Origin of the sequence: Methylibium sp., assembly GCF_031393925.1 — a bacterium.
In the GTDB taxonomy this organism is placed as follows: Bacteria; Pseudomonadota; Gammaproteobacteria; order Burkholderiales; family Burkholderiaceae_C; genus Methylibium.
On record NZ_JANMWL010000074.1, the window covers coordinates 21174 to 34353 of the forward strand.

Below are 13180 nucleotides of genomic sequence, written 5' to 3' on the forward strand. Positions count from 1 at the left end.
GCTAGAAAAATCAGGGGTTTGCAGGACGTCATGAGACGCCAGGGAGCGGGATCACATGTGGTCGATCATCACCTGGCCGAAACCAGAGCAACTGACCTGGGTGGCGCCTTCGAGCAGGCGCGCGAAGTCGTAGGTGACCTTCTTGGACAGGATCGACTTCTCCATCGACGAGATGATCAGGTCGGCGGCCTCGGTCCAGCCCATGTGACGCAGCATCATCTCGGCCGAGAGGATCTCGGAGCCAGGGTTGACGTAGTCCTTGCCAGCGTTCTTGGGCGCCGTGCCGTGCGTGGCCTCGAACATCGCCACCGAGTCCGACAGGTTGGCGCCCGGCGCAATGCCGATGCCGCCGACCTGCGCTGCCAGCGCGTCGGAAATGTAGTCGCCGTTCAGGTTGAGCGTGGCGATCACCGAGTACTCGGCCGGGCGCAGCAGGATCTGCTGCAAGAAGGCATCGGCGATCGAATCCTTGATGATGATCTCGCGCCCGGTGCGCGGATTCTTAAACTTGCACCATGGGCCGCCGTCGATCAACTGCGCTCCGAACTCGGTCTGTGCGAGCGCATAGGCCCAGTCACGAAAGCCACCCTCGGTGTATTTCATGATGTTGCCTTTGTGAACGATGGTCACGCTGGGCTTGTCATTGTCGATCGCGTACTGGATCGCCTTGCGCACCAGGCGCGTGGTGCCTTCCCTGGACACCGGCTTGATGCCGATGCCCGAGGTGTCGGGGAAGCGGATCTTCTTGACGCCGAAGTCTTCCTGGAGGATCTTGATGAGGCGCTTGGCCTTCTCGCTCTCGGCCTCGAACTCGATGCCGGCGTAGATGTCTTCGGAGTTCTCGCGAAAGATCACCATGTCGGTCTTCTCCGGCTCCTTGACGGGCGAGGGGACACCCTTGAAGTAGTGCACCGGGCGCAGGCAAACATAAAGGTCGAGTTCCTGGCGCAGCGCCACGTTGAGCGAGCGGATGCCGCCGCCCACCGGGGTGGTGAGCGGCCCCTTGATGGACACCACGAAGTCGCGCAAGACGGTGAGCGTCTCTTCGGGCAACCACACGTCGGGGCCGTAGACCCGCGTCGATTTCTCGCCCGCGTAAATTTCCATCCAACGGATCTGCTTCTTGCCGCCGTAGCTCTTGGCGACCGCCGCGTCGACGACTTTCATCATCACCGGCGTGATGTCGGCGCCGGTGCCGTCGCCTTCAATGAAGGGAACGATCGGATGGTCGGGCACGTTGAGTGAGAAGTCGGTGTTGACCGTGATCTTCTGGCCGTCAGCGGGCACCGTGATGTGCTGGTACATAAATTCCTGTGTCTCCGCGCAGTGACGCAGCGGTTGTGGGCAGTTTGGAAAGACGCATGGAAATTCTAGGCCATCGACACTGAGAGACCGGTGTCGTCGCGACGCGTCGAGCTGCGTTAAATTGGTGAGCCACTTTGCCTACATCGCCATGCCCCAGCTTGCCCGTCGACGCCGCTTGATGTCCATCGCCTTGACGCTGATCGCAGTGGGTGCTGCCCCCCTGGGCGTGGCGCAGAACGCTTCGCAGTCGCTGCCCACCGTCAAGCTCAATGCGGGCATTCACAACATCCGCGCCGAGCTGGCACAAACGCCCGAACAACGGGCCATCGGCTTGATGAACCGCGCCGAGATGGCGGCCAACGACGGCATGTTGTTCAACTTCGAGGCGCCCGCGCCGCAGTGCTTCTGGATGAAAAACACCTTGCTGCCGCTGTCGATCGCCTTCCTGGCCGACGACGGCAGCATCGTCAACATCGCCGACATGACGCCGCAGTCGCTCGCCTCGCATTGCTCGGCCAAGCCGGTGCGGCTGGCGCTCGAGATGAACCAGGGCTGGTTCGCCAAGCGGGGCCTGAAGGCGGGCAGCAAATTGAGCGGCCCACCCTTCAAGCCCTGAACGCCCGGCTCGGCCCGCGCCAAGTCGTCCCGAGAACTCCGAGCGACCGCTTGGGCAGCACCGGCGATGCGCGGGGGTCGTCGGCTTTCAGGCGAAGTTCTTCGCCGCGAAGTCCCAGTTGACCAACTTGCCAAGAAAGGTCTCGACGAATTTCGGCCGCGCGTTGCGGTAGTCGATGTAATAGGCGTGCTCCCACACGTCGACGGTGAGCAGCGGCTTGTCGGCGCCGGTGAGCGGTGTGGCGGCATTGCTGGTGTTGGCCACGTCGACCGAACCATCGGCCTTCTTCACCAGCCAGGTCCAGCCGGAGCCGAAGTTGCCCACCGCACTCTTGCTGAAGGCTTCCCTGAATGCGGCGAAACTGCCCCACTTGGCGGTGATCGCCTGCGCCAGCGCGCCGCCGGGCTCGCCGCCGCCCTGCGGCTTCATGCAATTCCAGAAGAAGCTGTGGTTCCACACCTGCGCGGCATTGTTGAACACGCCGCCGCTGGCCTTCTTGATGATCTCCTCGAGCGAAAGCGACTCGAACTCGGTGCCCTTGACGAGGTTGTTCAAGTTGGTCACGTAGGCCTGATGGTGCTTGCCGTAATGGAATTCGAAGGTCTCCTTCGAAAGGTGCGGCGCGAGCGCATCCATCGCATAAGGCAGGGGCGGCAAAGTGTGTTCCATGATGTCGATCCTTTGTGAGTGAAGAGTCGAAGCGGGGATGAGAAAACGATTGTAGGCAGCGCTCGAAGGCTCTGAAGGCCTCGCGCGCCGGGCCAGGTTTCACTCGCTGCGTGGCGCCCGCTCGACGTCGCGGACCTCGGCATGCGCCAGGCCATCGGCAAGCCGCGCGGTGAGCAGCTGGCCGCGGTGCAGCTGAGCGGCCGACACCAGCGCTTGCCCCTGTGCATCGCTGAGCCAGGCGTAGCCGCGCGAGAGCACCCGCTCGGGGTCCAGAGCAATCAAGCGGGCCGCCAGCAGTTCGGTGGACTGACGTGCTCGCGCCGGCTGCGCCCGCGCGGCGATGTGGAGTCGCAACGCCAGCACGTCCCGGCGTTGGCGCTCCTGCTGCAGCCGCCGCAGCAGCAGCGATTGCTGCGTCTGGGCCAATTGCTCCAGGCGCTGCCGGTGCGGCAGCAGCGCCCGCGCCGGCCGCGCGATGCGCCAGGCCACGCGGTCGAGCCGCTGCGCCTGGGCGTCCAGGCGCTGCGCGACGGCACGGCGGGCCTGCGCGGCCAACGCTTGCAGCGCCGCCAGCGCGTCGTCACGCGGCAGCGCGGCCAGTTCGGCCGCCGCAGTGGGTGTGGGCGCGCGCAGGTCGGCCGCAAAGTCGGCCAAGGTCACATCGGTCTCGTGCCCCACGCCGCTGATGACGGGCAGCGCGCACGCCGCGATGGCGCGCACCACCACGGCTTCGTTGAAGGCCCACAGGTCCTCGATCGAGCCGCCACCGCGGCACACCAGCAGCGTGTCGACCTCGGCGCGTGACCCGGCCAGCGCGATCGCCGCGGCCAGTGCGGCCGGTGCCTCGCCGCCCTGCACCGGGCTGGGGTAGACGATCAGCCGCACATGCGGCGCGCGCCGCGCCAGGGCGCTGGCGACATCGCGCAACACCGCGGCCGCCATCGAGGTCACGATACCGATGGCGCGTGGGCAGGCGCTGATCGGCCGCTTGCAATCGGCATCGAACAGACCTTCTGCCTCGAGTTGGGCCTTCAGGCGCAGGAACCGCTCGTACAGCGCGCCGGCACCGGCGCGCCGCATCGATTCGACGACGAACTGCAGCTCGCCGCGCGGCTCGTACACCGCAAGCCGGCCGCGCAGCTCGACCAGATCACCGTCACCAGGCGCGAAATCGAGCAAGCTCGCGGCACGCCGGAACATCGCGCAGCGCAATGCCGCAGTGCCCCGGGCATCCTTGAGCGTGAAGTAGCTGTGCCCGCTCGCAGCGCGGCCGTATCCGCTGAGTTCGCCACGCACCGCAACGGCTCCGAAGCGTGCCGCGAGCGTGTCGGCCACTGCATGAACCAGGGCGGCCACATCCCACACGTGCGGCCCGGTGCCCGCATCGCCGCTTACCAGTGGCTCAAACGTCATCACGTCCAAGCTCGCGCGGGCCGCATCGCGCATGGTCCGGGAACTCCACAACCGCGCCGAATAAGGTCAAACACCACCATGACACCGTCACGAAGCCGTCAGATTTGTGCAAGTCGTTGATCCGCAATGGTTTTTTTGTGCTCGTTGTTTGAGCAATCTGTCGAAGCCCTTGGTGGGCGTGCGTTGCGGGCCACTCGGATCGCGGTTGCCCACAATGTTGTCCACAGCAACGGTGGACGATTGCAGCCCGACGAAACAGGAACCCGCGCGGCGCCGAACTCCGCGAGGGCTGGCGCCATAATCGCCGCCACTCGCACCCCGGGCCTGGAGAACACTGTTGCTTTCGATCATACAAGCCGCTGGCTGGCCAATCTGGCCGTTGCTCCTGTGCTCCATCGTGGCGCTGGCGCTGGTGATCGAGCGCTTCAGCAGCCTCAGGACCGCGCGCGTCGCTCCGCCGCGTCTGCTCGAAGAAGTCATCGCGGTGTCCACCAAGAGCCTGCCGGCGCCCGACGTCGTCAACAAGCTGGCCGCCAATTCGGTGCTCGGTGGCGTACTGGCCGGTGGCCTGCGCGCGGCCCTCTCCGAGCCGCGCATCGACGAGGAGGCGCTGCGCATCGCCTTCCAGACTTCGGGCCGCCATGCGGTACACCGCATGGAACGCTACCTCAACACCCTGGGCACCATCGCTTCGGCGGCGCCGTTGCTGGGCTTGCTGGGCACGGTGATCGGCATGATCGAGATCTTCGGCTCGCAGGCGCCGAGCACGGCCGCGGGAATCGGCGGCAACCCGGAGCAACTGGCGCACGGCATCTCGGTAGCGCTCTACAACACCGCGTTCGGCCTCATCGTCGCGATTCCCTCGCTGATGTTCTACCGCTACTTCCGCGGTCGCGTCGACGAGTACGCCGTCGAACTGGAACAGGCCGCCGAACGGATGCTTCCCACGCTGCTGCGCGCCACGCACCGCAATCACTGAGCGCGAGCGTGCCAGCATGACGATGAACTTTCGCAACCACAAGGTTGGCGACGAGCCTGAGATCAACCTGATCCCCTTCATCGACGTGCTGCTGGTGATCCTGATCTTCCTGATGCTCTCGACCACCTATTCCAAGTTCACCGAGTTGAAGATCAACCTGCCGGTGGCCGATGCGGCGCGCTCGCGCGACTATCCCAAGGAGATCGTCGTCGGCGTGGCCAGAGATGGCCGCTACACCGTCAACCGCCAGCCGGTGGCGGGACGCGACCTGGCCACTCTCACCGCCGCCTTGTCGCTCGCGTCGGGCGGCGCCAGCGATCGCATGGTCGTCATTTCGGCCGACGCGAGTGCCGCGCACCAAAGCGTGATCATCGTGATGGACGCCGCGCGCCGTGCCGGCCTGTCGCAGCTGACCTTCGCCACCCAGGCCACGCGTGGTGCCGGCGAGGCGCGTTGAGCGCGCGGTGGCGCGCGCGGCTTGAAGCAGCGCTAACACGCGCTTGGCTGGCCCGCGCAGGTTTGGCCTGCGCACTGTGGCCACTGTCGCTGCTCTACGGCGTGTACGTGGCCCTGCGCCGCGCCGCGTACCGCTCGGGCTGGCCGAGGCAAGAACACATCGACCCTCCGCTGGTGGTGGTGGGCAACCGCATCGTCGGCGGCGCCGGCAAGACACCGACCGTGCTCGCCGTACTGGCCCACCTGCAGGCACGCGGCTGGTGCCCTGGCGTCGTGTCGCGCGGTCATGGCGGCAGCGGGGCCGGGGTCCAGGCGGTGCGCCGCATCACGCCCGCCACCGCGGTGGGCGATGAGCCGCTGTTGATCCACCTGCGCAGCGGCGTGCCGGTGATGGCCGGCCGCGACCGCGCCGCGGCGGCCCGCGCGCTGATCGCCGCTCACCCCCACGTCGACATCGTGGTGGCCGACGACGGGCTGCAGCACCTACGCTTGGCGCGCGACATCGAGCTGGTGGTGTTCGACGCGCGCGGCGCCGGCAACGGCTGGCTGCTGCCGGCCGGTCCGCTGCGTGAGCCGATCGAAGCAACGAGCAGCGCGCGTCGCACGCTGGTGCTCTACAACGCCGACGCGCCGAGTACCGCTCTGCCCGGCTTTCTTTCGCGGCGGCGCCTGGCCGGCGTGGTCGAACTCGCCGCCTGGTGGCAAGGCCAGCCGGCCCGCGTCGATGCTTTGCAGGCGCTGCGCTGCAAGCGCGTGATCGCGTGCGCCGGCATTGCACAACCCGAGCGTTTCTTCGAGCCGTTGCGAGCCGCCGGGCTGACGATCGAGCCCCTGCCGCTCGGCGATCACGCCGACTTCGTGCCGCTGCCATGGCCGGCCGATGCACGCGACGTCGTGGTGACGGAAAAGGATGCCGTCAAGCTGGTGCCCGAGCGCATGGCACGCGAGCGACCGGGCCTGGTCGTGTGGGTGGCGCCGCTAGACTTCACTCCGGAGCCGGCCCTGTTTGCCGCGCTCGATGCCGCACTCGCGGCACTGCCGGCGGCCCCGCGCCGCGAAGGATAAGCATGGACACCCGCTTGATGGATCTGCTGGTCTGCCCGATCTGCAAAGGCCCGCTCACGCACGCGCGCGAAGCGCAGGAACTGCACTGCGCCGCCGACCGGCTGGCCTTTCCCGTGCGCGACGGCATCCCGGTGATGCTGGAAAGCGAAGCGCGCGCGCTCGAGGACGCCGCACCGCCGACGTCGCCGCTGACCGCGGGCCCATGAGGCCGCGCGGCCGCCCGAAGTGCCAGTACCTGAGTGCGCAGCACGAAGCTAGCCTGATGAGCCCGCACGGCCGCCCGAAGGGCGAAAACTCCCGCTCGGCGGAACAGCGCGCAGCGCGAAGGGTTCCCCGATGAGCCCGCACGGCCGCCAAGGCCGTGGAGGGGCCGCTGTTGTGGCCCTTGGCGAATGCTCCGGCCCGGCGCGACACCGCGCAGCGCGAAGGGATCATTCATGAGCTTCACGGTCCTGATCCCGGCGCGCCTTGCCTCCACGCGACTCGCCGACAAGCCGCTGGCCGATATCGCCGGGCTGCCGATGGTCGTGCATGTGGCGCGCCGCGCCGCGCGCAGCGAAGCGAGCGCGGTGGTGGTCGCAGCCGACAACGCGCGCATCGTCGAAGCCTGCCGCGCCCACGGCGTAGCGGCGCTGCTCACGCGCACCGACCACGCCACCGGCAGCGACCGCCTCGCCGAGGCCTGCAGCTTGCTCGAGCTGCACGGCGACGCCATCGTGGTCAACGTGCAGGGCGACGAGCCGCTGATCGAGCCGGCGTTGATCAATGCCTGCGCCGCGCTGCTGGCCGCCCGCCCCGATTGCGCCATGAGCACGGCCGCGCATGCGATCGACGACGTAGCCGAGTTCAGCAATCCGAACGTCGTCAAGGTGGTGTGCGACGCTGAGGGACGCGCCCTCTTCTTTTCGCGCGCGCCGCTGCCCTGGTGGCGCGACGGCTATGCCGCAGGCCTGGGCGTCGGCGTGCGCCTGAGCGAGCCGCCACCGCTGCGCCATATCGGGCTGTATGCCTATCGCGCCGCCTTCCTGCAACGCTACCCAACGCTCGCGCCCGCGCCGATCGAAGCGATTGAATCGCTTGAACAATTGCGCGTGCTTTGGCACGGCGAGCGCATTGCCGTGCATGTGAGCCTGCTGCGGCCAGGCCCGGGCGTGGACACGCCCGAGGACCTGCAGCGCGTGCGCGCGATCCTCGGCGCCAGCGGCTGAGCGCTTCGCAAATCACGCGACAAATCGCGACTGCGAGCGCAGGCGAAGCGACACTCGCGCGGGCCCGTTCGGACAAGGGCTGCGTGTTATTCTCATTTTAAGTGCCGCACGGCACCGATAGGCAGGTCGCAGGCGCCAAGCGTTGCGGCCACCGACAAGAACGACGAGGATCCGCGATGAGATTGATCCTGTTGGGCGCACCCGGCGCCGGCAAGGGCACCCAGGCCACGTTCATCTGCCAGCGCTTTGGCATCCCGCAAATCTCGACCGGCGACATGTTGCGAGCCGCCGTCAAGGCCGGCACACCGCTGGGCATCGCGGCCAAGAAGGTGATGGACAGCGGCGCCCTGGTCGGCGACGACATCATCATCGGCCTGGTGAAAGAGCGCCTGGCGCAGCCCGACTGCGCCAAGGGCTTCCTGTTCGACGGCTTCCCTCGCACCATTCCGCAGGCCGAGGCCATGAAGGCGGCCGGCGTCAAGCTCGACATCGTGCTCGAGATCGACGTCCCTGACGAGGCCATCATCGAGCGCATGAGCGGTCGTCGCGTGCATGTGGCTTCGGGCCGAACCTATCACCTCGAGTTCAATCCGCCCAAGACGCCCGGCATTGACGATGCGACCGGCGAGCCACTGATCCAGCGCGACGACGACCAGGAGGCCACGGTGCTCAAGCGTCTACAGGTTTACCAGAGTCAGACGCGACCGCTGGTCGACTATTACGCCCAGTGGGCCGCCACCGGCGACACCGGCGCACCGCGCTACCGCAAGATCGCAGGGCAGGGCAGCGTCGAGGACATCAGCGCGCGTGCGCTGGCCGCGCTGAGCTGAGAGCGCTTTCGCGCCGTAGACGACGTACACGAGGGCCGCCTGGGCGGCCCTTTTCCTTTTTCACCCCCGTCCACGACAAGGAGCACTCCATGGACATCGCAGGCAAGGTCTTCATCGTTACCGGCGGCGCGTCGGGCCTGGGCGAAGGCACGGCTCGCATGCTGGCCCGCGAGGGCGCGACCGTCGTGGTCGCAGATCTGCAGGCCGACAAGGGCGAGGCTGTCGCCAGGGAGCTCGGCGGCGTCTTCGTCAAATGCGACGTGTCGAGCGAAGCCGACGGGCAGGCTGTCGTCGCCAAGGCAGTAGCGCTCGGCAAGCTGATGGGCCTGGTCAACTGCGCCGGCATCGCACCGGCGGTCAAGACCGTCGGCAAGGAAGGCGCGCACCCGCTGGCGGTCTACACCAAGACCATCATGGTCAACCTGGTCGGCAGCTTCAACATGATCCGACTCGCTGCCGAGGCCATGAGCCGCAACACACCCGAAGCGACCGGCGAGCGCGGCGTGCTCATCTCCACCGCATCGGTGGCCGCCTACGACGGCCAGATCGGCCAAGCCGCCTACGCGGCAAGCAAGGGCGGCGTGGTCGGCATGACGCTGCCGATCGCACGCGATCTCGCAAGGAGTGGCATCCGCAACATGACGATCGCGCCGGGTATCTTCGGCACGCCCATGTTGTTCGGCATGCCGCAGGAGGTGCAGGACGCGCTCGCCGCCAGTGTGCCCTTCCCGTCGCGCTTGGGCACCCCGGCCGACTACGCCAAGCTGGTGCATCAGATCGTCACCAACGAGATGCTCAACGGCGAAGTGATCCGCCTGGACGGCGCCATCCGCCTCGCACCGCGCTGAAACGGTGCGCTTCGCCTTCGCGGCGTTCGCGCTGGCGCTGGCCGCCTGCAGCGCCAGCGCGCCGCTCGGTCCGGCGCTGCAACCCGAGGGCGCCAGCGGCGTCAGCGACAAGGCGCTCGGCCACTTCACGCGCGAAGCGGTGGTGGCGGCGCATCCGCTGGCGGCCGAGGCCGGCGCGCGCATGCTGCGCGAGGGCGGCTCCGCACTTGACGCCGCGGTGGCCGCGCAGATGGTGCTGGGACTGGTGGAGCCACAGTCCAGCGGCATCGGCGGCGGCGCCTTCCTGCTGCACTGGGACGGCGCGCGCGTGCGCGCCTACGACGGCCGCGAAACGGCCCCGGCGTCCGTCGACGACACGCTCTTTCTCGACGAGAGGGCCGCGCCGCTGGCGTTTGCCGCCGCTGCCATCGGCGGCCGCGCGGTCGGCGTGCCCGGGCTCTTGCGCATGCTCGAACTGGCTCATCGCGCGCATGGCCGACTGCCGTGGGCGCGCCTGTTCGAGCCGGCGATCACGCTGGCCGAAGACGGCTTTGCGGTCGGGCCGCGGCTTGCCTTGCTGCTCGAGGGCGACGCCGCGCTGCGCCGCGATCCGCTGGCGCGCGCGCTCTACTACCGCGCGGACGGCAGCGCCGTGGCCGTCGGCAGCCGCCTGCGCAACCCCGAGTACGCAGCGCTGCTGCGCCTGATCGCACGTCAGGGCGCGAGCGCCTTGTACGAAGGGCCGGTCGCCGTGGCGATCGTCAACGCGGTGCGCGGCCACGCCGACAACCCGGGTCGACTCGCGGTCGCTGACCTGGCCGCCTACCGCGCCCTCGAGCGCGAGCCGCTGTGCCACGACTGGCGGCGCTTTCGCATCTGCGGCATGCCGCCGCCGTCGTCCGGCGCGCTGGTGGTGGGCCAGATCCTCGGCGTGCTCGAGCGGCTGCCGGCGCGCGGACCCGAGCATTCACAAGACACGCCGAGCGCGGATTTCGTGCATCGCTTCAGCCAGGCCGCACGGCTGGCCTATGCCGACCGCGAGCACCACGTTGCCGACCCCGACCGCAGTACCGCGCCGCTCGGGCGCTGGGACAGCCTGCTCGATGCCGATTACCTCGATGCGCGCGCCCGGCTCATCGGCCCGAACGCCTTACGCGAGGCGGCGCCAGGCCAGCCGGGTCGCAGCGCGGCCGAGCCGGGCGCGGTGCGCGCCCTCAGCGCAGAACTGCCGGCCACCACGCACTTGTCGATCGTCGATGCCGCCGGCAACGCGGTCGCGCTCACCTCGTCCATCGAAGCGCAGTTCGGCGCCCGGTTGATGGTCAACCGCGGCGTCGGCCTGGCCGGCGGTTTCCTGCTCAACAACCAGCTCACCGACTTCAGCTTCGCGCCGCGCACGGCCGACGGCGCTACCGCAGCCAACCGCGCCGAGCCCGGCAAGCGACCGCGCTCGAGCATGGCGCCGACCTTCGCGTTCGAGCATGCGGCGCGCGCCCCGGTGCGGCTGGTGCTGGTGGCCGGGTCGCCGGGCGGCGTGCCGATACCCCTCTATGTCGCCAAGACGCTCTGGGCCACGCTCGCCTGGGGCTTGGACGTGCAAGCCGCCGTGGCGCTGCCCAACTTCGGCGCCCTCACCGGCCCCACGCTGCTCGAAGCGGGCCGCTTTTCACGCACCGACGTGGCGGAGCTGCGCGCGCGGGGCCACAGCGTCGTGGAGACGGCGCTCACCAGCGGAGCGCACCTGCTGCGCCGCGAGGCCACGGGCTGGCAGGCCGGCGCCGACCCGCGTCGCGAGGGCGTCGCTGCCGGGCGCTGAAGCGTCGCGGGCGTTTTCGCACCGGTCGCGCCCGACCAGTTCTATAGACTCGCCGCGTGATCCCCCAGCACTTCATCCAGGATCTGCTTGCGCGCGCCGACGTCGCCGAGGTGGTCGGCCGCCATGTGCAGCTGAAGAAGGCGGGCATCAACCTCAAGGGGCTGTGCCCTTTCCATGGCGAGAAGTCGCCGAGCTTCATCGTCAGCCCGACCCGTCAGACCTACCACTGCTTCGGCTGCGGCGCGCATGGCAACGCCATCGGCTTCCTGATGGAGCATGGCGGCATGGGCTTCATGGACGCGGTGCGCGACCTGGCTCAACAGGTCGGCATGACCGTGCCCGAGGACGACAGCACGCCTGAGGAGCGCGAGCATGCCAAGGCGGCCAAGGCGCGCCAGGCCACGCTGAACGAGGTGCTGGCCCAGGCCGGCGAACACTGGCGCAAGCAGCTCAAGGTGAACGATCGGGCCATCGCCTACCTCAAGCGCCGGGGCCTCAGCGGCGAGATCGCCGCGCGCTTCGGCATGGGCTACGCCCCCGAGGGCTGGCGCGGCCTGGCGAGTGCCTTCGCGCGCTACGACGACCCGCTGCTGGCCGAGGCCGGCCTGGTGATCGTGCAGGGCGAAGACGGCGCGGAACAAAAGCGCTACGACCGCTTTCGCGACCGCATCATGTTTCCGATCCGCTCGGTGCAGGGCGAGGTCATCGGCTTCGGCGGGCGCGTGCTCGACACGGGCGAGCCCAAATACCTCAACTCGCCCGAGACGCCGGTGTTCGTCAAGGGGCGTGAGCTCTATGGTCTGTTCGAAGCGCGCCACGCGCTGCGTGAGCGCGGCTATGCGCTGGTCGTCGAGGGCTACATGGACGTGGTGGCGCTGGCGCAGCTGGGCTTCCCGAACGCGGTCGCGACCTTGGGCACCGCGTGCGGCGAGGAGCATGTGAAGAAGCTGCTGCGCTTTACCGACCGCATCGTCTTCAGCTTCGACGGCGACGCGGCCGGCCGGCGCGCGGCCGGCCGCGCACTCGAAGCCGCGCTGGCGCACGCGAGCGACACGCGCAGCATCAAGTTCCTGTTTCTGCCCCCCGAGCACGATCCGGATTCCTATGTGCGTGAGCATGGGACGCAGGCCTTCGAGGCCTGCGTCGAGCAGGCAGTGCCGCTGTCGCGTCAGCTCATCGAAGCGGCGCGGGAGGGCACGGACATCACCACTGCCGAGGGCCGCGCGCGGCTGCTCGCCACCGCCAAGCCGCTGTGGCAGGCGCTCCCCGACGGTGCGCTCAAGCGGTCTTTGCTCGGTGAGTTGACCGCGCTCGGGCAGTTGCCGCTGGCCGACCTGGCTGACCTGTGGGGCGTTCGCGCCGCTCGTCCCGTGCCCGCGCCCGGCGTGCCGCGACCACCGCCCCGCCGCCCGGCCCGCACGGTGATGCGCCGCCCTGAGGACAACGCCGCGCGCTTGCTGTTGCTGCATTGCCAGTGGTGGGGCGAGCTCGGCACGGCCGAGCATGAGCTGCTGTGCGAACGCCCCGACTGGCACGGCGAGCTGTTTCGCTGGCTGGACCGCCGCCTGCACGACCAGGGGCCGCAGCCCTGGTCGGTGTTGCGCGAGCCGTTGCTCGCCGAACCCTGGGGCGCACAGGCCGCCGCGCTGATCGAAACCCTGGATGTGGAGGTGGAGCCTCTGCTCGATGACCTGCGCGCCACCATGACGCAGCTCGCCAGCGCCGACCTCACCGCCGCCGCCTACCGCGCCCTGGGCAGGGTGTAGCCCGGCGTCTTTGACGGAAGTGCTCGCTTCGACGATAATCTCCGGTTTGTCGAAGCGGCAAGAGTGAGCGCAGCACCTCCGGGCCCCGGCCACCCCAGAACGGGGTTCAAAGGCCACCCTCACCCGCAAGGGCTGCACCTACCGGAGGCTCACGCGAGCTTGCCCGCCGACGTCGCGATGACTGCCAGCCTTCACCCCCCTTGTGATCGGCGTGCGGTGGCCCATCTGCC

General features: G+C 68.8%; 13 protein-coding genes. 10 read left to right on the forward strand and 3 right to left on the reverse strand.

Translation table 11 applies throughout. The features are described from left to right. Positions 1 to 51: 51 nt before the first annotated feature. On the reverse strand, positions 52 to 1305 hold the full coding sequence (icd, locus tag RMO12_RS04915) for an NADP-dependent isocitrate dehydrogenase (protein WP_309638425.1): 1254 nt from the start codon (positions 1303 to 1305) through the stop codon (positions 52 to 54). Between the two features lie 178 nt (positions 1306 to 1483). On the opposite strand from icd, the gene RMO12_RS04920 reads away from it, so the two are divergent. Then, positions 1484 to 1921: a DUF192 domain-containing protein gene (locus tag RMO12_RS04920; RefSeq protein WP_309638426.1), complete on the forward strand. Its 438-nt coding sequence runs from the start codon at positions 1484 to 1486 to the stop codon at positions 1919 to 1921. Positions 1922 to 2008: 87 nt separating this feature from the next. On the opposite strand, the gene RMO12_RS04925 is transcribed toward RMO12_RS04920, so the two are convergent. Together RMO12_RS04925 and xseA are read right to left on the reverse strand one after the other, a co-directional pair. Further along, positions 2009 to 2590 carry a Fe-Mn family superoxide dismutase gene (locus RMO12_RS04925; RefSeq protein WP_309626195.1) on the reverse strand — a complete coding sequence of 194 codons (582 nt, stop codon included), beginning with the start codon at positions 2588 to 2590 and terminating at the stop codon, positions 2009 to 2011. A gap of 99 nt (positions 2591 to 2689) precedes the next feature. Continuing rightward, positions 2690 to 4003 (reverse strand): exodeoxyribonuclease VII large subunit, encoded by a 1314-nt coding sequence (gene xseA / locus RMO12_RS04930; protein ID WP_309638427.1) that lies wholly within the window; start codon positions 4001 to 4003, stop codon positions 2690 to 2692. Positions 4004 to 4340: 337 nt separating this feature from the next. On the opposite strand from xseA, the gene RMO12_RS04935 reads away from it, so the two are divergent. The 9 genes from RMO12_RS04935 to dnaG all read left to right on the forward strand — a co-directional run bounded on the left by RMO12_RS04935 (position 4341) and on the right by dnaG (position 12950). Next, positions 4341 to 4982 carry a MotA/TolQ/ExbB proton channel family protein gene (locus RMO12_RS04935; RefSeq protein WP_309626583.1) on the forward strand — a complete coding sequence of 214 codons (642 nt, stop codon included), beginning with the start codon at positions 4341 to 4343 and terminating at the stop codon, positions 4980 to 4982. 22 nt (positions 4983 to 5004) lie between these two features. After that, the gene (locus tag RMO12_RS04940) at positions 5005 to 5439 is read left to right on the forward strand and encodes a biopolymer transporter ExbD (protein ID WP_309626585.1); all 435 of its coding nucleotides are present in this window, start codon (positions 5005 to 5007) and stop codon (positions 5437 to 5439) included. A gap of 62 nt (positions 5440 to 5501) precedes the next feature. Next, complete coding sequence (gene lpxK, locus RMO12_RS04945) at positions 5502 to 6503, forward strand: tetraacyldisaccharide 4'-kinase (RefSeq protein ID WP_309638428.1); 1002 nt, start codon at positions 5502 to 5504, stop codon at positions 6501 to 6503. 2 nt (positions 6504 to 6505) lie between these two features. Continuing rightward, the gene (locus RMO12_RS04950; protein ID WP_309626581.1) at positions 6506 to 6709 is read left to right on the forward strand and encodes a Trm112 family protein; all 204 of its coding nucleotides are present in this window, start codon (positions 6506 to 6508) and stop codon (positions 6707 to 6709) included. 231 nt (positions 6710 to 6940) lie between these two features. Continuing rightward, positions 6941 to 7711 (forward strand): 3-deoxy-manno-octulosonate cytidylyltransferase, encoded by a 771-nt coding sequence (gene kdsB / locus RMO12_RS04955; protein WP_309638429.1) that lies wholly within the window; start codon positions 6941 to 6943, stop codon positions 7709 to 7711. A 176-nt stretch (positions 7712 to 7887) separates the two neighbouring features. Further along, positions 7888 to 8541: an adenylate kinase gene (gene adk, locus RMO12_RS04960; RefSeq protein ID WP_309626579.1), complete on the forward strand. Its 654-nt coding sequence runs from the start codon at positions 7888 to 7890 to the stop codon at positions 8539 to 8541. Between the two features lie 89 nt (positions 8542 to 8630). Beyond that, the gene (locus RMO12_RS04965; RefSeq protein WP_309626578.1) at positions 8631 to 9389 is read left to right on the forward strand and encodes a 3-hydroxyacyl-CoA dehydrogenase; all 759 of its coding nucleotides are present in this window, start codon (positions 8631 to 8633) and stop codon (positions 9387 to 9389) included. Between the two features lie 4 nt (positions 9390 to 9393). After that, a complete protein-coding gene (locus tag RMO12_RS04970; RefSeq protein ID WP_309638430.1) occupies positions 9394 to 11184 on the forward strand; it encodes a gamma-glutamyltransferase family protein in 1791 nt (596 codons plus the stop codon). Between the two features lie 56 nt (positions 11185 to 11240). Further along, positions 11241 to 12950 carry a DNA primase gene (dnaG, locus tag RMO12_RS04975; RefSeq protein WP_309626576.1) on the forward strand — a complete coding sequence of 570 codons (1710 nt, stop codon included), beginning with the start codon at positions 11241 to 11243 and terminating at the stop codon, positions 12948 to 12950. The last annotated feature ends 230 nt before the right edge of the window (positions 12951 to 13180 follow it).

Coding starts and splice junctions, on each gene's coding strand:
- xseA (WP_309638427.1), bottom strand. CDS start 4,003: ATGACGTTTGAGCCACTGGTAAGCGGCGATGCGGGCACCGGGCCGCAC.
- kdsB (WP_309638429.1), top strand. CDS start 6,941: ATGAGCTTCACGGTCCTGATCCCGGCGCGCCTTGCCTCCACGCGACTC.
- RMO12_RS04925 (WP_309626195.1), bottom strand. CDS start 2,590: ATGGAACACACTTTGCCGCCCCTGCCTTATGCGATGGATGCGCTCGCG.
- RMO12_RS04940 (WP_309626585.1), top strand. CDS start 5,005: ATGAACTTTCGCAACCACAAGGTTGGCGACGAGCCTGAGATCAACCTG.
- icd (WP_309638425.1), bottom strand. CDS start 1,305: ATGTACCAGCACATCACGGTGCCCGCTGACGGCCAGAAGATCACGGTC.
- adk (WP_309626579.1), top strand. CDS start 7,888: ATGAGATTGATCCTGTTGGGCGCACCCGGCGCCGGCAAGGGCACCCAG.
- RMO12_RS04920 (WP_309638426.1), top strand. CDS start 1,484: ATGTCCATCGCCTTGACGCTGATCGCAGTGGGTGCTGCCCCCCTGGGC.
- RMO12_RS04950 (WP_309626581.1), top strand. CDS start 6,506: ATGGACACCCGCTTGATGGATCTGCTGGTCTGCCCGATCTGCAAAGGC.
- RMO12_RS04965 (WP_309626578.1), top strand. CDS start 8,631: ATGGACATCGCAGGCAAGGTCTTCATCGTTACCGGCGGCGCGTCGGGC.